Raw genomic sequence first — 19,490 nt, 5'->3', positions numbered from 1 at the left:
GGCATGGCGGCCTGTCGTTCCCGATATTGCTCGACCCAACGACGCAGCGCCGTCGGGCCAATACCCATCATCCGGGCCGCTTCAGGCGGGGAATGCCCCGCCTCGACCACCAGTCGGACCGCTTCGGCCTTCAGAGCCGACGAAATCTTCTTGTATCCCATGGATCACCTCGCAGGAGATTTTGCTCCTACTCGGTGGTCCAGAAATACCCGGACACTACAGGCGCGCTCCTACGAGGAGGGCATTCCACGATCGGGCTTACACCACCTCGAACGGCCGCATCATCTCGTTGGCCTCGTGTTCCGCGAGGTGGCAGTGCCACGCGTAGCGGCCCTTGTAACCGTCGAAGGTCGCGACGATGCGCGTGACCATGCCGGGGTACGCCTGCACCACGTCCTTCCACCCGCGCTCGTGCGCCGGCGGTGGCTGCGCCGGACCCGTGAAACGCAGCGTCTTCGACGACATGTATTCATCGACATCGTACGGACGACGGTCGAGGATCTGGAAGCGCACCAGGTGCAGGTGGATCGGGTGCGTGTCCTCGGTGAGGTTCACCAGGTTCCACGCCTCCGTCGTCCCGAGCTTCACCGTCTCCGTCACCGGATCGTGCCAGCGCTTTCCGCCGAGCAGCATGAGCATCGGGGTCGCGACGCAGTCGCTGTATTCGTCGAGGGTGAGTTCGCGCGAGCGTGACACGTCGCGCTCCGTGAAACGCGGAACGTCGCGCAGGACGTCCGGCACGCGGCTGTCGTCGCGCACCGCGCACTGCCCCACCGCGAACCGCATGAGCGGGAGCGCGTCGTTCATCAGCTCGATCGCGCCGCCGCGGGACGCCGCGAAGTCGACGACGAGGTCCGCCCGCTCGCCGGGCGCGAGGAAGATCGACCGCATCGACACCGGCGCGGGCAGCAGGCCTTGATCGGAGCCGATCGCCTGGAACGGACGGCCGTCGCGGAAACGCAGGTGATAGAAGCGGCCGTTCGACGCGTTGAGCACGCGCAGACGGTAGCGCCGAGGCTGCACGTCGGCCCGAGGGAGGATCGCGCCGTTGACGAGCGTGAGGTTGCCGAAGACTTCGGGCACCCACGGCGCGTTCGCGTCGCCGGAATCGGGGTAATAGAGGCTGCCGTCCTCGCGCAGCAGGCGATCCGCCAGCACGATCGGCAGTTCCTGGTCACCCGCCGGCAGGCCGAGGCCGAGCTCGTGCTCGTCGCGCAGCAGGTAAAGGCCCGTAAGGCCCGCGTACATGTTCAGCCGATTGATGCCCATCGCATGGTCGTGGTACCAGAGCGTCGCGGCATCCTGGGTGTTCGGGTACCGGTGACGACGCGATTTGCCGGGCACGTACCAGTCTTCCGGATACCCGTCGTCGGCACGCGGCACCTGCGCCCCGTGCAGGTGGACGATCGCCCGCACCTCCGGCTTGTCCGCCTCGGCACCGCAGATCGCATGATCGACGGGCAGGAAATGCTTCACCGGCAGCGCGTTCTCCCAGATCACCTCCGTCGCCTGTCCCTTCCGCGCGTCGATGGTCGGTCCGGGGTACGCCCGGCCGTACGTCCACAAGCGTGTCGGCGGCAGGTCGCGATGCAGCCTCTGCGTCGACTCCGCCATGCGGATGCGCAACGGCTTGCCCGCCGCGGGAACGAGCACCGGCGGCACGGGCAGCGCATCCACGAACGGCGCGAGCTTCGCGGGATCGACCAGCCCGGGCATGCGGGTGACGTCGCCCATCGCGTGCATGCACAGATCGTTGCCGACGCGCCCCGCCGGCGCGGCCTGCATGGCGTGCATGTCGTGCGCGAGCAGCCGCGACGGGATCCACCCCGCCGCGGCCGCCCAACCCGCCGTCTTCAGGAACCGACGGCGATCAACCATGCCCACCGTTCCCGGAGGCCCAGGGCCATCCGCCGTTCCGCTTCGGCTGGCCCGTCGACTCGTCGAGGATCAGATTGCGGTCGAACAGGCGCGGCAGGAAGAAGTCGAACATCCCGTCGAGGCGACCCGCATGGGCATCGCTCGAACCGCCACCGATGCGCTTGCCGTCCAGCCAGTTGTCCTCGATGAAGCGCGTGATCGAGCTCTGGTCCGTCACGGTGTGGTCCACCATGTTCTCGCGCGCCCACGGCGACACCACGAGCAGCGGCAGGCGCGGACCGAAGCCGCAACGTCCCTGCGCCGGCGTCTTGCCGTCGAGGCCCGGCAACGTACCGTGGCCCTTGCAGACGCCCGGACCGTCCAGCGCGTCGGTGCTGCCCTGCGACGCGTTCATGCGCGGCGGCTGCTGGTGGTCGTACCAGCCGTCGGAATCGTCGTACGCGATGACGACCGCCGTGTCGCGCCACTCGCCGCTCTGCTGCAGCGCGTTCATCACGTGCACCACGAACGCCTGTTCGTCGATCGGGTCGGAGTAGCCGCCGTGGCCGTCCTGGAACGACGCCGCCTTGAGGAAGCTCACCGCCGGAAGATTGCCCGCGTCGAGCGCGTCGTAGAAATCTTCCATGTCGTACTGGTGGTTGGCCGCGTCGCCGCTGTGGCCGATCGCCGCCACCGAGGCCGGCCGCGCGTGCGTCGGGTTCGCGGTGGACGGGTAGTACTGGAACGGCTGGTGGTGCGGGCTGTAATCGTTGGACGTGCTGTTGGTCACCTTCGACAGCGTGCGCCGCGAGCAGCCGCTGCTGCCGTCGGCGTTCGTGCGGGTGAGGTCGAAGCCGCCCTGGAACCAGCCCCAGGTCACCTTGCGCTCGTTGAGGAGATCGCCGATGTTGCGGCCACCCATCGTCACCTGCGTCGCCGTGGGCGACGAGCAGACGTCGCCGATCGGATCGGGATCGCCGATCATCGTCAGGCCGCCGTTACCGTCGTCCGTCGTGCCGCCCGTGCCGTTGAGCGTGTCGATCACGCCCGCGGTCTGGCCGGCGATCATGTTGACCGCACCCGGTGTCGACGGACCGAACGTGGTGCCGTAGCTCGCGTCGCTCATCGCGAAGTGCTGCGCGTAGTTCCACAGCGCGGTGACGGTGTTGCCGTCGTAATAGCCCATGACCTGGCCCTTGCCCTCCTCCGACGGATCGCCGCCCGGCAGCATCTCGCCGCGGCCCGTGTAGAGCGGGAACAGATCCATGCGGCCGCCGTTGAACGCGCGCTGCTCGGAGGTGTAGCCGTGGTCCTGGTCGGCCGTCGCGGCCTGGGCGCGCGTCAGACGGAAGGGGTTGATCGCGCCGTCGCCGTTGTCCTTGTTGGTGGCGTTCGGGTTCTTCGTCAGCAGGCGGCGGTCCAGCCCGTTGACCGGCGGCGTGAACGGGCGCGCGTAGAACGCGGGCTCGCCGTGCGGATTTTCGGCATACGGATAGGTGCCGAAGTAATGATCGAACGACACGTTTTCCTGGAAGATCACCACGAGGTGGCGGATCGGCGTCGACGTGCGCGGATCGTCGCCGTGGCCGCCGTGGCCGTGGCCGAAGCCCAGCGCGGACACGCCGTCGTCCGGCGTATCGCCCGCGACCTGCTGTGCCGTGATCGACGCGGCGGAAAGGGTGAGCACGCAGGCGATGCCTGCGGCCAGTAACTTGCGCATGACGGATGCTCCTCGATTGGCTCTTCGGGCTGGACGGGAAGCCGCATCCCCTGTCATGCGGACACGCGAAGCCTAGGAAGCCGATATGACGGTTCGGGGACATTCGTCGCGAGTTCTTGCGGAATATCGGCAACCATGACTTTCGTCACAGTTGGCCCTGCGCCGGGGCCGCAAGGGCTATGCTCGGACCCCACCGGCGCCCGGGGGCGCCGTTTCCACCAAGTCACGAGGGACATCCATGACCAAGCAGTACCTGAAGCCGCTCGCACTCGCGCTCGGCGTCGCACTCGCCGGCACCGCGTGCAGCAAGCACGACGACGCCGACACCGCCGCGCCGGCCGCCACCACGCCGGCACCCGCGAGCACCGCCCCGGCGGCCGCCGGTACCACGGCCGCCGCGCCGGCCGGTCCCTCCTTCGACGTGGCCGAGCTCGACACGAACATCGACGCGTGCAACGACTTCAACGGCTTCGTCAACGCGAAGTGGGTGGCCGCCAACCCGATCCCCGACGACCGCACCCGCTGGGGCGCGTTCGACAAGCTCGCCGAGAACAGCCTGAACACGCAGCACGACATCGTCGACGCGATGGACAAGGGCGCGGCGAACGCCCAGGCCGGTTCGATCGAACAGAAGATCGGCCTGCTCTACCGCTCCGGCATGGACGAAGCGGCCATCGAGAAGGCCGGCGTCGACCCGATCAAGCCGGAACTGGCGAAGATCGACGCGCTGAAGACCCCGCAGGACATCGTCGACTTCCTCGATGCCAGCTTCAACGACGGCAACAGCTACGTGTTCGGCTTCGGCGCCGGCGCCGACTTCCAGAACGCCAAGGTGCAGATCGGCTACGCCCAGCAGGATGGCCTCGGTCTGCCGACCAAGGACTACTACACCGACCCGAAGCAGGCCGATAACCGCAAGGCCTACCTCGCCTACATCGTGAAGACGCTGACGCTCGCCGGCGTGCCGGAAGACCAGGCCACGAAGCAGGCCGACGAGGTCATGAAGTTCGAGACCCAGCTCGCCGCCGCCTCGCTCGCGCCGGTCGAACTGCGCGCGCCGGAGAACCAGTACCACTTCGTCTCCGTCGCCGAAGCCGACAAGATCACGCCGCACTTCAACTGGGAGAAGTTCTTCGCCGCGCAGGGCGTGACGATCGACAAGGGCTTCTCGCTCTCGCAGCCGAAGTTCTTCAAGGAGTTCGACAAGATGCTGGCGTCGACGCCGGTGTCCACGTGGCAGGCCTACCTGCGCTTCCACGCGATCGACGGCGCGTCGCCGTACCTGTCCAAGACCTTCCAGGACAACAAGTTCGACTTCTACGGCAAGACCCTCGCCGGCCAGCCGCAGCAGAAGCCGCGCTGGAAGCGCGTGCTCGGTACGGTGAACAGCTCGATGGGCGAAGCGCTCGGCCAGCTGTACGTCGCCAAGGTGTTCAAGCCGGAAGCCAAGCAGCGCGCCAACGAGCTGGTGGACAACGTCCGCAACGCCCTGAAGACGCGCATCGAGAACCTCGACTGGATGAGCGCCGAGACCAAGGAGAAGGCGATCCAGAAGTGGAACACCTTCCTGCCGAAGATCGGATACCCCGACAAGTGGCGCGACTGGTCCGGTCTGGACGTCAACGGTGAGAACTACTTCGGCAACGTCGAAGCCGCCAGCAAGTTCAACTACCACTACGACATCGCCAAGATCGGCAAGCCGACCGACCGCCTCGAGTGGGGCATGACGCCGCAGACGGTCAACGCGTACTACAACCCGACCGACAACACGATCAACTTCCCGGCCGCGATCCTGCAGCCGCCGTTCTTCGACGCCAACGGCGACGACGCGATCAACTACGGCGGCATCGGCGCGGTCATCGGTCACGAGGCCAGCCACGGCTTCGACGACGAGGGCAGCCAGTTCGATGGCGACGGCAACAACAAGAACTGGTGGACGAAGGCCGACCGCGCCAAGTTCGACGAGCGCGCGGGCAAGCTGGTCGCGCAGTTCAATGAATACGCGCCGATCAAGGACAAGCCGGACCTCCACGTCAACGGCAAGCTGACCCTCGGCGAGAACATCGCCGACCTCGGCGGCCTCAACGTCGCGTACGACGCCCTGCAGGAAGCCCTGAAGAAGAATCCGAAGGAAGCCGCCGAGAAGATCGACGGCTACACCCAGGACCAGCGCTTCTTCCTCAACTGGGCCCGCGTGTGGCGCGGCAGCGTCCGCGAGAAGCAGGCGATGCTGTACCTCAACACCGACCCGCACGCACCGGCCTCGCTGCGCGCCATCGGCGCACCGTCGAACATGGAATCGTTCGCCACGGCGTTCCAGTGCAAGCCGGGTGCCACCATGGTCCGCGCCGCCGACAAGCAGGTGAAGATCTGGTAACCGCCCCACGTCATCGTCGATGACGGAAAAGGCGCCGCACGCGAGTGCGGCGCCTTTTTCATATCCTCGGCTTCCTTGCGGTCGAGTAATTGCAACTCGTTCTCATTACGATTACGATGTTGGTCGAGACGGGTCCCGTACCCGTGCACCGCCCACAGGGAAACCAACCGATCCCCTGCCCGCCGCGTGGCTTCGTCGCCGCGTGCCGCGGAGGCGCGTGCGCGAACGAAGGCCGTTCCATCTTTCGTCCAGACTCAAAGGGAATCCCATGGCCTTCATCAAGAGCCGCAAGCATGCCGCTCCTGCCGCGCGCACCGTCGGTGCCGCCGTCCTCCTGACCCTCGCGCACGGCGCGATCGCCACCGACGCGCCCGCCGATGTCGTGGCCCCGCCCCAGCAGGCCAAGGTCAACGACGCGCAGGCGCTGCCCGGCATGCAGGTGGAGGCCGACCGCTCCAGCGACTACCGCGTCGAAAAGGTCTCGTCGCCCAAGTTCACCCAGTCGCTGCTCGACACGACGCAGTCGATCCAGGTCATCAACAAGGAACTGATCCAGCAGCAGGGCGCGACGACGCTGACCGAGGCGCTGCGCAACAGTCCGGGCGTTGGCACGTTCTATGTCGGCGAGAACGGCCAGACGAACACCGGCGACGCGATCTACATGCGCGGCTTCGATACGTCGGGCAGCATCTTCGTCGACGGCGCGCGCGACCTCGGCACCGTGTCGCGCGACATGTTCAACATCGAGCAGGTCGAGGTCACGAAGGGTCCGGACGGCACGGAATACGGCCGCACCGCGCCGACCGGCGCGATCAACCTCGTGACCAAGCAGCCCGTGCTCGGCAACGGCGTGTCGGGCACGGTGCAGGTGGGCAGCGGCCAGCGCCGCCGCGCGACCGCCGACCTCAACCGCCAGATGGGCGACACCGGCGCGTTCCGCCTCAACGTGCTCGGCCAGGAGAGCGGCGTCTACGGACGCGACCAGATCGAGAACAACCGCTGGGGCATCGCGCCGTCGCTGGCGTTCGGCCTCGGCACGCCGACGCGCGTCTACCTCGACTACCTGCACGTGAAGCAGAACAACGTGCCCGACGGCGGCATTCCCACCATCGGCCTGCCCGGCTACAGCAGCCCGGACCGTCGCGCGTTCCTCAACGACGCGCCGAAGGTCGACCAGGACAACTACTACGGCACGACGCAGGACAAGGATCACGTCACGCAGGACCTGTTCACGGTGATCGTCGAGCACGACTTCAACGACAAGGTCGCGCTGCACAACACCTCGCGCATCGGCCGCACGACGCAGGACTACCTACTGACCTCCTTCATGGGTTCCACGGCGAACCTGCTCACGCCGAACCCGGCGGATCCGTCGACGTGGACCATCGCGCGCAGCTCCCCGACGTTCAAGCACCAGTCCAACCGCATCGCCACGAACCAGACCAACCTCACCGCCACGATCGAGTCGGGCGCGGTCACGCAGGACATCAGTGCCGGTATCGAGCTGACGCAGGAGAAGGCCCGCACGATCGGCATCGCGCCGCTCGCCGGCAGCACCTGGCCGGCGGCGAACCTGTACAAGCCGTACTCGCACGTGGGCGGCCTGCGTTACGGCGAAACCGGCGCGCGCAGCGACGGCAAGACGAACACCGCGGCGGCCTACTTCTTCGACACGCTGAAGTTCGGCGACAGCTGGCAGGTCAACGGCGGCGTGCGCCTCGACCACTACAAGACCGACTTCAGCAGCCTCGTCGTCTGCGGCGCGCGCAACGGTCCGGTGTGCGGTCCGCTGCGTCCGGGCAGCATCGTGCCGGGCGTCGACGCGAAGAAGAGCGACAACCTGTTCAACTACAAGGTGGGCGTGCTCTACAAGCCGGCGGCCAACGGCAGCATCTACGTCAACTTCGCGCAGTCGCAGGAGCCGCCGGGCGGCAACACGCTGACGCTGTCCTCGTCGGCCAACAGCGCCGACAACCCCAGCTTCGACGCGCAGAAGGCCCGCACCGCCGAAGTCGGCACGAAGTGGGACCTGATGGATTCGAAGCTGCTGGTGACGGCGGCGCTCTATCGCACCACGGTCACCAACGAGCTCGTGCAGGACCCGACCGACCTGCTCTACTACCAGATCGGCAAGAAGCGCGTGCAGGGCGTGGAACTGACCGCGATCGGCAAGATCACCGAGAACTGGGCGATCAGCGCCGGCTTCTCCACGCAGGACGCGACCGTCGAGAAGGGTGCGGGCGTCACGGCCAACGGTTCCGACGACCTGGCCTACACGCCGAAGCGTTCGTTCACGGCCTGGACCACCTACCACCTGCCGTTCAACCTCACGGTCGGTGGCGGTGCGCGCTACCAGGGCGGACTGCAGCGTGGCACGGACGGCGCGGTCGGCACCCCGGCGTACACGCAGAGCTACTGGGTGTTCGACGCGGTGGCGAGCTACCCGATCAACCGCCACGTCGACATCCAGCTCAACGTGTACAACCTGTTCGACAAGGAATACGTCGCGGCGATCAACAAGAGCGGCTACCGTTACACCCCGGCCACGCCGCGCTCGGCGATGCTCCAGGCCAACATCCGCTTCTGATCCAGAGAGGAACCGCCGCCATGCTGATGCACATCCCGGACGTCCTGAGCAAAGACCAGGTGGCCGGGATGCGCCTCGCCCTGGACGGCGCGGACTGGACCGACGGTCGCGAGACCGTCGGTCCGCAGGGTGCGAAGGTCAAGCGCAACCTGCAGCTGCCCGACGCGTCGCCGCTGCGCCGCGAACTGGGCGATCTCGTGCTGGCGGCGCTGCGGCGCCATCCGCTGTTCGACGCAGCGGTGCTGCCGCTGCGCACGATCTCGCCGCGCTTCAACCGCTACGAAGGCGGCGGCGAATACGGTTTCCACATCGACGGCGCCGTGATGCACACCGGCAGCGGCGACACGCACGTGCGCAGCGACATCTCCTGCACCGTGTTCCTGAGCGAGCCGGACGACTACGACGGCGGCGAGCTGATCGTCAGCGACACGTACGGCGAACACGAGGTGAAGCTGCCCGCCGGTGACGCCATCGTCTACCCCTCCTCCAGCCTGCATCGCGTCGCGCCCGTGACCCGCGGCGCCCGTGTCGCCTCGTTCTTCTGGATCCAGAGCATGGTCCGCGACGACGGGGAGCGCCGGCTGCTGCTCGAGATGGACGCGGCCATCCGCACACTCTCGTCAAGCGGCGCCGACCAGGCCGCGATCCTGCAACTGACGGGCGTTTACCACAACCTGCTCAGGCGCTGGGCCGAAACATGAGGTAGGCAGGGGCGCCTTCGAGAGCGGATAATTGGCGCCCCCTGATGTCTGGCTTCCCCAAAGCATGTTCCAACCCGGTCAACGCTGGATTTCCACCGCCGAGCCCGAGCTCGGCCTCGGCACCATTCTCCGCGTCGAAGGACGCAGCGTGCAGGTGCTGTTCGCCAAGGCGGGCGTCCTGCGTCCGTACGCCACCGACAGCGCCCCGCTGATCCGCGCCGAATTCCGTGCCGGCCAGCGGGTCTCCGGCAAGGGCGTGGCCTTCCTCGTCGAACGCATCGAGGAGCGCGAAGGCCTGTTCGTCTATCGCGGCGAAGGCCGCGAACTCGAAGAGGGTCAGCTCGACGACGAGCAGGCGCTGTCGCAGGCCGACGACCGCCTGATCGGCGGCCGCACCGACGCCAACGACCGCTTCGATCTGCGCGTCGACGCCCTGCGCCGCCGTGCCGACGCCCGCCGCTCCGCCGCCTGGGGCCTGGAATCCGCCCGCATCGGGCTGGTGCCGCACCAGCTGCGCGTCGCCGGCATCGCGGCCGCCCGTCGCCCGCCGCGCGTGCTGCTCGCGGACGAGGTCGGCCTCGGCAAGACGATCGAAGCGGGCATGATCCTCGCGCGCCAGCTCGCCACCGGCCGCGCCGGGCGCGTGCTCGTGCTGCTGCCCGAGACGCTGGTCTACCAGTGGTTCGTGGAACTCCTGCGCCGCTTCAACCTCTCGTTCTCGATCTTCGACGAGGAGCGCTGCGAAGCGATCGAGCAGGCCAACGACGGCCGCAATCCGTTCGAGGACGAACAGCTCGTCATCGCCGACTTCGCGTTCCTGGAGTCGGCGCCGAAACGCGCCGCGCAGCTGGCCGAGGCCGGCTGGGACCTGATCGTCGTCGACGAGGCGCATCACCTGGAATGGACGCCGGAAGGCGCCAGCCCGCGCTATCGCCTCGTCGAGGAACTCGCGGCGGCGACGCCGGGCGTGATCCTGCTCACCGCCACGCCGGAACAGCTCGGCCGCGCCGGGCACTTCGCCCGCCTGCGCCTGCTCGACCCGCAGCGCTACGCCAGCCTCGACGCCTACCTCGCCGAATCGGCGGGCTACGCCGAACTGTCCGACATCGCCAGCACGCTGGCCGCCGGCACCGCGCTCGACGCGACGCAGAAAGCCACGCTCGCCGAACGCTTCAAGGGCGATCGCGAGCTGGCCGCCCTGCTCTCGCGCGACGACGCGGGCGACGACCTGCTCGCCGCGCTCATCGACCGCCACGGCACCGGACGCGCGATGTTCCGCAATCGCCGCGCCGGCATCGGCGGCTTTCCGCGCCGCGTGCCGGACCTGATCGCGATCGATCCGTCGACGCTGGAGCCGGGCCGCCGCGAGGCGCTGCTCGCCGAGTTCCGCTCGGACATCCAGCAGCCGCCCGCGCCGCTCGAATTCGACTATGCCAACGACCCGCGCCTCGCCGCGCTGATCGGCCTGCTCGACGCCCATCCCAACGACAAGTTCCTCCTGCTCTGCCGCAGCCAGGCCAAGGTGATGGCGATCGAGGACGCGCTGCGCACGAAGAGCGGCGTCGGCGTGGCGCGCTTCCACGAAGGCCTCGGCATCGTGCAGCGCGACCGCAACGCCGCGTTCTTCGCCCAGCCCGACGGCGCGCGCCTGCTGCTGTGCTCCGAGATCGGTTCCGAAGGCCGCAACTTCCAGTTCGCGCATCGCCTGGTGATGTGGGACCTGCCGCTCGACCCGGACCTGCTCGAACAGCGCATCGGCCGCCTCGATCGCATCGGCCAGAAACACGACATCACGATCCACGTGCCGCTCGTCGGCCAGAGCGCCCAGCACGTGCTCGCGCGCTGGTACGACGAGGGCCTCGACGCGTTCCGCAGCAGCCCCGCCGACGGTCGCGAACTCTTGCGCCGCTTCGGCAGCCTGCTTTCGTCGCTCGCCGACGAGCATGCCCGAGAGGACGACGACCGCGACCAGGAGCTGGATGCCCTGATCGCCGAGACGCGCGGCGCGCACGAGGAACTCTCCGCGCTGATCCACGCCGGTCGCGACCACCTGCTCGAGCTCGCGGCCAGCCGCGATCCGCACGCGGGCGACCTCGCCGGCAGCTTCGCCGCCGAGGACGACGATCCGAAGCGCGACGCCTTCATCCAGCGCCTGTTCGAAACTTACGGCGTTCACGCCGAAGAACTCGCGCGCGGCATCGTGCTGCTCGATCCGCAGTACCTGTCCACCGATGGCCTGCCCGGCTTCGCGGACGGCCCGGTCTCCGTGACGTTCTCGCGCGACATCGCGCTCGCGCGCGAAGACCTGCCGCTGCTCCGCCTCGACCACCCCATGGTGGGCGCGGCCGTCGACCTGCTGGTCTCGGGCGAGGACGGCAATGCCGCGTTCCTCGTCGACGACGCGCTGCCGGTGCGCACCGCGCTCCTGCAGACGGTGTTCGTGCTCGAGGTGGTGGCCGACCGCAAGCTCGACGCCGGTCGCTTCCTGCCGGCCACGCCGCTCACGCTCACGGTGGACACGAAGCTGACCGAGCGCGCGCAGTTCCGCCCCAGCGACGTCGCGCTGCGCCGCGCCGCCGACCGCAACATCGAAGTGCCGCGCTACCGGAAGTTCCTCTCCAAGCTCGTGCCGCCCATGCTCGAACGGGCGCAGGACCTCGTGGAGGCGCGCGCGGAAGTGCTCAAGGCCGAGGCGCTCGACGCCGCGCGGCGCGAACTCGACGCCGAGCACGCGCGCCTCGTGGCGCTGCACGCCGTGAACCCGTCGATCTCCGATGACGAGGTCGACGCGATCGCCGCCGAACGCGACGCGCTGCTCGCCGCCATTCCGGAAGCCCGGCTGCGACTCGACGCGGTGCGCTTCGTCGTCAGCCCGGATTTCCTGGCGTTGCGCTGATCACGACCAATGGCGTGGCGGCGGCCTGACGCCCCACGCCCAGAGCAGGGCCAGTCCGGCCACGAGCCCGCCAAGGTGGGCGAAGTGCGCCACGCCGGACAGGGTGCCGGTCACGCCGAAGACGAGTTCGGCGACGCCGTACAAGGTGACGAAGAGCCATGCCGGGATACCGATGGGAATCGGGATCAGCATCAGCTTTTCGCGCGGGAAGAGCATCGCGAACGCACCCAGCAGGCCGAACACGGCACCCGAGGCGCCGACCGTCGGGTACATGCGGTCCGGCTCGAAGAGGTACACCACCGCCAGCTGCGCCACCGCCGCCGCGATCAGGCAGGCGAAGTAATAGACGGTGAAACGGCGCGTGCCCATCACCCGCTCGATCAGGCCGCCGAACATGTAGAGCGCGTACATGTTGAGCACGATGTGCATGACGTTGCCATGCATGAAGCCGTAGGTGACCAGCTGCCAGGGACGGAAGCCGATGCCGGCGACATCGCCACCGCCAAGGTCGACGGCGATGTCGTGGCCGAACGGCCACAGCGCGAACCAGCGCGTGAGCGACAGCGTGTCCTGGTCGTGCAGCAGGTACTGCAACGCGAACACCACGACGTTGACGATGAGCAGGTTCCGGGTGACCGGCGGCAGGTTCGTCGGCATCGGCGTGTCGTCAGCCGGCCAGCGGCGTGGGCTGGAGGATCTCGATCCAGTACTCGTCCGGATCGCGGATGAAGGCGATGTGGCGCATCCGCCCGTCCGTCAGCTTCTTCTGGAAGGTCACGCCGAGTTCCTCGAAGCGTGCGCAGGCCGCGTTCACGTCCGGCACGCTCACGCAGAGGTGGCCGAAGCCACGCGGCTCGCTGTTGCCGTTGTGGTACGGGGTGACGGGCTCCTTCTCGGTGCCATGGTTATGGGTGAGCTCCAGCACGCCGGGCTGGCGCAGCACCCACGCCTTGCGGGCTTCGTCGTCATCGGGAATCGCGGCGCGGTCGCCCAGCAGCACGAGGTAGACGATGGTGAACGCGGCCTCCTCGAACACGTGCCGGTACACCGGGGTGAAGCCGAGCACGCGCGTGTAGAAGTCCAGCGACACGTCGAGGTCGCGCACGCGGATCATCGTGTGGTTGAAGACGTAGCCGTGGGTCGCGGCATCCGGCGTCGCGGTGACGCCGGGAAGCGAGGTGAGGTCGGAAAGGGACATGGGCGATTCCTTGGGACAGACTCCAAGGGTGGCTGCCCCCTGCCGTCAATTCAAGCCGCGCGGCGGCGTTCAATGGGGAGTCGCGGCTTTCTCGGGCGCCAGGGAAAGCAGGAGCAGCACCACCGCGAGCGCTCCGTACGCCGCGACGAACGGCCAGACCAGCGCCTGGTTCGCGGCATCGAGCAGCCACGGCAGGTAGACGGAACCGATCGGCTGCACGGAGTGGATCAGGCCGAACGCCGTGAGCACCCCACCCAGCGCCACGATGCCGGCGGCTTTTCGCACGTGCCCGTCGATCATCGCCACGACGAAGCTCGCCCAGACCATCGAGGTGATGATGAACCCGTTGCCGAGGATCACGATCACCGCGAGCGGCGAGACGCCGTGGCTGCCGTCGCCGTAGAGCGCCGCGAAGTGCGCGGGATCCACGATGCCCGGATCGCCCAGCTTGATCGCCAGCATGCGCGCGATCGCCGGGAAGAAGCTGAAGACGACCGCTCCCGCGTAGCGCAGCGGCGTCGCCTCGAACGCCTGCGTCGTGATGCCGATCGACACGAACACGAGGATCGGCGCGAGCACGGCCACCGGCAACAGTTCGACGAGGTTCGACAGATAACCGAAGACACCGCCCAGACCGATGACCAGGCCCGTGGCGAGCGTGTAGCCGGTCCGCGCGCCCATCGCCTTGTAAGCCGGTTGGCCGATGTAGGGCGTGGTCTGCGCGACGCCGCCGCAGATACCCGCGACGAGCGTCGCCAGCGCCTCGACGAGCAGGATGTCGCGCGTCGCATAGTCGTCGCCGGCCGCACGGGCGCTCTCGGTGACGTTGATGCCGCCGACGACCATGAGCAGGCCGAAGGGGAGGATCAGCGGCAGGTAAGGCACGGTGGCCGGCAGACCCTCGACGAACCCGAGGCTGGGCCAGGGGAAGCCGATGCGCCACTGCCAGGCCGAAGGGGCGTGGTAGCCGGTGCCGAGCAGACCGAAGGGCCCCAGGCCGTAATACAGCACGACGCCGACGACGAAAGCCCCGAGCACGCCGGGCACGCCGAACGGCAGGCGCCGCTTCGCGATCAGCGCGTAGAGCACGATGCCCAGACCCGCGAAGCCCACGACAGGGACGCGCATGATCTCCACCAGCGGCAGGAAGCCCATCAGCACCAGCGCGATGCCCGCGATCGATCCGAGCAGGCCCGCGCGCGGCACCGAGCGCTGCACCCAGGCACCGAAGAACGAGAGCACGAACTTCAGGACGCCCATGACGACCAGCGACGCCATGCCCAGGTGCCACGTCGCCTCGCCGGCGGCGAGTTCGTCGAGTCCGGACTGGCGATAGCCCGCGTAGGCCGGACCGAGCACCAGCAACGCCATGCCGATGGTCGTCGGCGCGTCGATACCCAGCGGCATGGCGGTGACGTCGGTGCGTCCCGTGCGCATGGCGAGCCGGCGGGCCATCCACGTATAGGCGAGGTTGCCCAACAGGACACCGAGCGCCGTGCCGGGGAACATGCGGCGGAACACCAGGTCGGCGGGCATGCCGAAGATCCCGATGAGCGCGGTCGCCATGAAGGCGAGCAGCGACAGGTTGTCGACCACGAGGCCGAGCAGGCCATTGAGGTCGCCGCCGCCGAAACGGCGCGCGGTGGAGGGTTGTTTCACCATCAGAAGGAAACCTCGGCGGGCTGGGTGACGCGCAGCACGGACCGGTCGCCGGTCTTCGCTTTCCACGCGGCGCGGATCGCGTCGATGTCGGCGCGGGCGGCCGGCGTATCGGGATGCAGAAGGATCAGGACCTTCGAGCGGAGCCGCTCGGGCGTGCCCTGCCCCGCGTCGCGCCACTGGCCGTAGGCGTCGACCACGGTGAGTCCGCTGGGAAACCGTGGCGTGACTTCGGCATCGAGGAACGCGCGCCAGGCCGTGTCGCTCACGCCGGACGCGGCATCGGCGGCGCCGAGGCCGAAGTAGAGCTCCGTCCCCACCCAGCCCCGCGCCGCGACGGGATGCGCGGCGTCACCGGTGGAGGTCGGCGAAACGGCATGCGTCGCACAGCCCGCGCAGGCGAGCGCGGCGGCGACCAACCATCCGGTTACGACTTTCATGCGCCCCCTTATGGACGTCCTTACGGCCAGACGGCTGGGAGGTTAGCAGGTCGCGGCCGCGACGGCTCCGAGGCCTCGCGAAAAGCGGTCGCGGCCAGGTCCGCTCCAACAGTTCGGTGCGCCGGTGGGAGCGGACCTGGCCGCGACGGCTCTTCGCCCCGGTCATCGGGCTCACGCGCCAGCTCCGGGGCTTCGCGAGAAGATGTCGCGGCCAGGTCCGCTCAAACAAAAAGAGCCCGGCTTTCGCCGGGCTCCTTTGTGTTGCTACCGATCTTGCGCGGCTTACTGCTGAACCTGCAGCTCCGTGCGACGGTTACGAGCGCGGCCTTCGGCCGTGTCGTTCGTGTCGATCGGGTTGTTCTCGCCGTGGCCGATCGGGCCTTCCAGACGATCCGCACCGATGCCGTGCGAGGTCAGGTAGTCGTACACGATCTTCGCGCGACGCTCGGACAGGCCCTGGTTGTAAGCGTCCTTACCGACGCTATCCGTGTAACCGGCAACCGTGACCTTGACCTGCGGGTAACGCTGCAGGGTGTCGACAGCCTGGTCGAGGACGCCCAGCGACTCGCTGGTCGGCTCCTGCAGGGTCGGGCCGATGTTCGTCTCGCCCTTCTTCGGACGGTCGAACTTGAAGTTGACGCCGCGCAGGTCGATGACGACCTTCTGCGGGCAACCGTCCGGACCGACGATCGTGCCAGCCGGCGTGGCCGGGCACTTGTCGTCGCAATCGTTCACGCCGTCGCCGTCGCTGTCGAGCGTCGAGCAGTCCGGAGCGGCCGGGGCCGGAGCAGCGGCCGGAGCCGGAGCCGCCGGCGGCTCGCCGAAGCGCGAGACGATCGAGAAGCCGAGGAACCAGTCGCCGTAGCCGTTCTCGCTGTCGGTGGTCTTGTCGTCCCAATCGTAGCGGTAGCCGGCTTCAACGCGGAAGTCGGAGCTGTCGGTGATGGTCTTCGACACGCCGACGCCGAGCTCGGCAGCCGGGGACCAGCCGTTGTCGGACGGGTTGTGGTGGTACGAACCCATCACGCCGGCCAGCAGGTACGGACGCCAGCTGTCCCACGCACCAGCGTAGAAGCGGGCGGCAACGCCGTAGCTGTTGTTCGACCAGTGGCCAGCACCGTCGTTATCGCGCTTGGTGCGATCGGCGAAGATGTCGATCGACGCGTTGTTGGAGATGAACTTGCCGACGCCCAGGCCGTAGTAGACCTGGCGGCTGTTCGTGTTGCGGTCGGTGTCGTTGTAGTAACCGCCAACCGTCGGGGCGATGTACCAGCGGCCGTCGTAGCCGTTACCCGACGAGTCGGATTCCTGCGCGTGAACGGCACCCACGCCGCCCAGGGCCAAGCCAATCAGCAAAAACAAGCCCTTACGTTTCATCGGTGTCTCCTCATTATTGGTATTCGCGTCCGCGCTCCACCCCAGACGGAAATCGCGCGTAGAACTCTTATCGAATCCGGGGACTTCAGCCGTCCCTCGCTTTTAACCCCTTCAACGGGCGGCGGCAGTTTAGCAAAAATCAAACAATTGGGCACATGCTAAAAACCGCCGTTCATACTTGAGTCACGGCCATTATCAAGCCGTGAAGAGCGTCATGAACTCGTGAATGGGCATGGCGTCGAGCTTTTCGGGCGACGAGGTCACGGCGAGCACCTTCTCCACGCGCTCGGCGGGCCACTCGGCGCGCAGGGCGGCCTCGAACTTCTTCAGCAGCACCGGGATGCCCTCGGCGCGGCGCTTGCGGTGGCCGATCGGGAAGTCGATGGAGACCTTTTCGGTGGACGTGCCGTCCTTGAAGAACACCTGCACCGAGTTGCCGATGTAGCGCTTTTCCGGGTCGAAATAATCCTTGGTGAACTGCGGATTCTCGATCACGGTCATTTTGTCTCGCAGTGCGTCGATACGCGGGTCGGCGGCCACCGAATCGTTGTAATCGTCGGCCGTGAGACGGCCGAAAATCAGCGGCACGGCGACCATGTACTGGATGCAATGGTCACGGTCGGCGTAGTTCGCCAGCGGGCCGGTCTTGTCGATGATGCGGACGCCGGCTTCCTGCGTCTCGATGACGATCTTCTCGATCTCGTCGATGCGCGAACCGACCTGCGCGTGCAGCTGCATCGCGCATTCCACCGCGGTCTGGGCGTGGAATTCGGCAGGGAAGCTGATCTTGAAAAGCACGTTCTCCATGACGTAGCTGCCGAACGGACGCTCGAACTCGAACGCGTTGCCCTTGAAGGCCACGTCGTAATAGCCCCAGGTCTTCGCCGAGAGCGCCGACGGGTAGCCGACCACGTTGCGGTAGACGGCGTTGATGGCGTGCGTGACGGCGCGGCGGCAGGCGTCGCCGGCGGCCCAGCTCTTGCGCGGGCCCGTGTTCGGCGCGTGGCGGTACGTGCGCAGCGCGCCGTTGTCGATCCAGCTGTGCGACACCGCGGTGGTGATCTGTTCCTTGCCGCCGCCCAGCATCGCCGTGGTGACGGCCGTGGAGGCGAGGCGGACGAGGATCACGTGGTCCTGGCCGACACGGTTGAAGCTGTTCTTCAGCGCGTAGCAGCCCTGGATCTCGTGGGCCTTGATGGCGTAGCCGAGGACGTCGCGGACGGTCAGGGCCTTGCCGCCCTCCTTCTCCGCCTTGCGCGACAGATAGTCGGCGACCGAGAGGATGGCGCCCAGGTTGTCCGAGGGATGGCCCCACTCGGCGGCGAGCCAGGTGTCGTTGAAGTCGAGGTAGCGGATCTGGGTGCCGATCGCGAACGCCGCCTGCACCGGATCGAGCTCGTGCGAGGTGAACGGCACGCGCACGCCGCCGGGCATCACGGCGCCCGGGACGACCGGGCCGAGATGCTTCACGCAGTCGGGAAACTTCATGGCCAGCGCGGAGCAGGCGAGCGAGTCCAGGAGCATGTAGCGCGCGGTGTCGTAGGCCTCCTGCGAGTCGATCTGGTAATCGGCCACGTAGTTGGCGATGTCCACCAGCGGCTGGTCCGGATCGGGACGCGTGGCGGAACGGATGTCGTGTGCGCTCATGACTTCACTCGCGAGGGGTTGGGAAAGCCCGCGATTTTAGCCGGTGACCCCCGGGGGATGTCTTGCCGCGGTGCATCCCAACAGGGACAATGCGCCCCACGACACACCCGAAGGGGAGTAGTTCCGCGGCGGCCATCCCGGCCCCGTGCGCGTCGATCGTCAGTACGGTTGCTCCCACGCAACCCGGTCGTCGCGGTGGCTTCGCGCCAGGAACGAGACTTTTGCGGTGACGACGGGGGCGCGTACCCGTCGCCGCCGCATTGGTCCGACCACCGCGCGCGAAGGTACCCATACATGGATTTCCTCACCCCCGAGTTCCTCTCCGGCCTCGCCGCCATCGTCCTGCTCGACCTCGTGCTGGCGGGCGACAACGCCATCGTCATCGCCCTCGCCGCGCGCAACCTGCCCCGCCACCTGCAGAAGAAGGCCGTCTTCTGGGGCACGTTTGGCGCGATCGCGATCCGGATCCTCCTCACCTTCGCCGTGATCTGGCTGCTTAAGCTGCCCGGCCTCATGCTGGCCGGCGGCCTCCTTCTCCTGCCCATCGCCTGGAAGCTGCTCAAGCACGAGGAGCACGATCCCGACATCAGCCCCGCCTCGGGTTTCTGGTCGGCGATCCGCACCATCGTCGTGGCCGACGCCCTGATGGGCCTGGACAACGTCCTGGCGATCGCCGGCGCCGCCAAGGGGCACATGGGCCTCGTCATCCTCGGACTGGCCATCAGCGTGCCCCTGGTCGTCTGGGGCTCGACCCTGATCCTGCGCCTCATCGAGCGGTTCCCCGTGATCGTCTACATCGGCGCGGGCGCGATCGCGTGGACGGCCGCGCGCATGATGGCGCACGACCACCTGCTCGCCCCGTGGTTCGAGGCACGCCCGTGGGCGCCGTGGCTGCTCGACGTGCTGCTCGTCGCCGGCATCTGCGGTGGCGGCTGGCTCTACACGCGCCGCCGCCAGGCCGCCGCGTAGCTCGCGCGCCAGCTCCGGGGTGGTCGCGAAACGATGTCGCGGCCGGGGCCGCTCCCACGAGA

At 67.9% G+C, this 19,490-nt stretch carries 13 protein-coding genes; 5 read left to right on the top strand and 8 right to left on the bottom strand.

All coding sequences use genetic code 11. The annotated features are described in order from the left end of the window. Positions 1-258: 258 nt before the first annotated feature. Entirely contained in the window at positions 259-1,878 is a 1,620-nt protein-coding gene (locus tag BMY69_RS18530; RefSeq protein ID WP_255364614.1) for a multicopper oxidase family protein, read from the bottom strand. Beyond that, complete coding sequence (locus BMY69_RS18525) at positions 1,871-3,577, bottom strand: phospholipase C (RefSeq protein WP_090181086.1); 1,707 nt, start codon at positions 3,575-3,577, stop codon at positions 1,871-1,873. Before BMY69_RS18525 ends, BMY69_RS18530 begins: the two co-directional genes overlap by 8 nt. Positions 3,578-3,815: 238 nt before the next feature. On the opposite strand from BMY69_RS18525, the gene BMY69_RS18520 reads away from it, so the two are divergent. From BMY69_RS18520 to rapA, 4 genes are all read left to right on the top strand, one after another. After that, positions 3,816-5,954: a M13 family metallopeptidase gene (locus tag BMY69_RS18520; protein WP_090181084.1), complete on the top strand. Its 2,139-nt coding sequence runs from the start codon at positions 3,816-3,818 to the stop codon at positions 5,952-5,954. 268 nt (positions 5,955-6,222) lie between these two features. Then, on the top strand, positions 6,223-8,541 hold the full coding sequence (locus BMY69_RS18515) for a catecholate siderophore receptor Fiu (RefSeq protein WP_090181082.1): 2,319 nt from the start codon (positions 6,223-6,225) through the stop codon (positions 8,539-8,541). Between the two features lie 20 nt (positions 8,542-8,561). Beyond that, entirely contained in the window at positions 8,562-9,242 is a 681-nt protein-coding gene (locus BMY69_RS18510; RefSeq protein ID WP_090181080.1) for a Fe2+-dependent dioxygenase, read from the top strand. Positions 9,243-9,306: 64 nt separating this feature from the next. Beyond that, complete coding sequence (gene rapA, locus BMY69_RS18505; protein ID WP_090181078.1) at positions 9,307-12,138, top strand: RNA polymerase-associated protein RapA; 2,832 nt, start codon at positions 9,307-9,309, stop codon at positions 12,136-12,138. Here the strand turns inward: rapA and BMY69_RS18500 are convergent, their stop codons facing one another. The 6 genes from BMY69_RS18500 to BMY69_RS18475 form a co-directional block, all read right to left on the bottom strand. Then, positions 12,139-12,795, bottom strand: coding sequence for a rhomboid family intramembrane serine protease (locus BMY69_RS18500; protein ID WP_090181077.1), 657 nt, complete (start codon positions 12,793-12,795; stop codon positions 12,139-12,141). Positions 12,796-12,805: 10 nt separating this feature from the next. Then, positions 12,806-13,336 carry a lactoylglutathione lyase gene (gene gloA / locus BMY69_RS18495; protein ID WP_090054916.1) on the bottom strand — a complete coding sequence of 177 codons (531 nt, stop codon included), beginning with the start codon at positions 13,334-13,336 and terminating at the stop codon, positions 12,806-12,808. A gap of 69 nt (positions 13,337-13,405) precedes the next feature. After that, positions 13,406-14,998 carry a hypothetical protein gene (locus BMY69_RS18490; RefSeq protein WP_090181075.1) on the bottom strand — a complete coding sequence of 531 codons (1,593 nt, stop codon included), beginning with the start codon at positions 14,996-14,998 and terminating at the stop codon, positions 13,406-13,408. Then, a complete protein-coding gene (locus tag BMY69_RS18485; RefSeq protein ID WP_090181074.1) occupies positions 14,998-15,435 on the bottom strand; it encodes a DUF3574 domain-containing protein in 438 nt (145 codons plus the stop codon). Before BMY69_RS18485 ends, BMY69_RS18490 begins: the two co-directional genes overlap by 1 nt. A 282-nt stretch (positions 15,436-15,717) precedes the next feature. Next, positions 15,718-16,812, bottom strand: a complete 1,095-nt coding sequence (locus tag BMY69_RS18480) for an OmpA family protein (RefSeq protein WP_090181072.1) — start codon at positions 16,810-16,812, stop codon at positions 15,718-15,720. Between the two features lie 195 nt (positions 16,813-17,007). Then, positions 17,008-18,459, bottom strand: coding sequence for a bifunctional 2-methylcitrate dehydratase/aconitate hydratase (locus tag BMY69_RS18475; RefSeq protein WP_090181070.1), 1,452 nt, complete (start codon positions 18,457-18,459; stop codon positions 17,008-17,010). 294 nt (positions 18,460-18,753) lie between these two features. On the opposite strand from BMY69_RS18475, the gene BMY69_RS18470 reads away from it, so the two are divergent. Further along, positions 18,754-19,428 (top strand): TerC family protein, encoded by a 675-nt coding sequence (locus BMY69_RS18470; RefSeq protein WP_090181068.1) that lies wholly within the window; start codon positions 18,754-18,756, stop codon positions 19,426-19,428. Positions 19,429-19,490 lie beyond the last annotated feature (62 nt).

Source organism: Luteibacter sp. UNC138MFCol5.1 (genome assembly GCF_900110505.1).
In the GTDB taxonomy this organism is placed as follows: Bacteria; Pseudomonadota; Gammaproteobacteria; order Xanthomonadales; family Rhodanobacteraceae; genus Luteibacter.
This window is presented reverse-complemented; position numbering and strand designations above follow the sequence as displayed.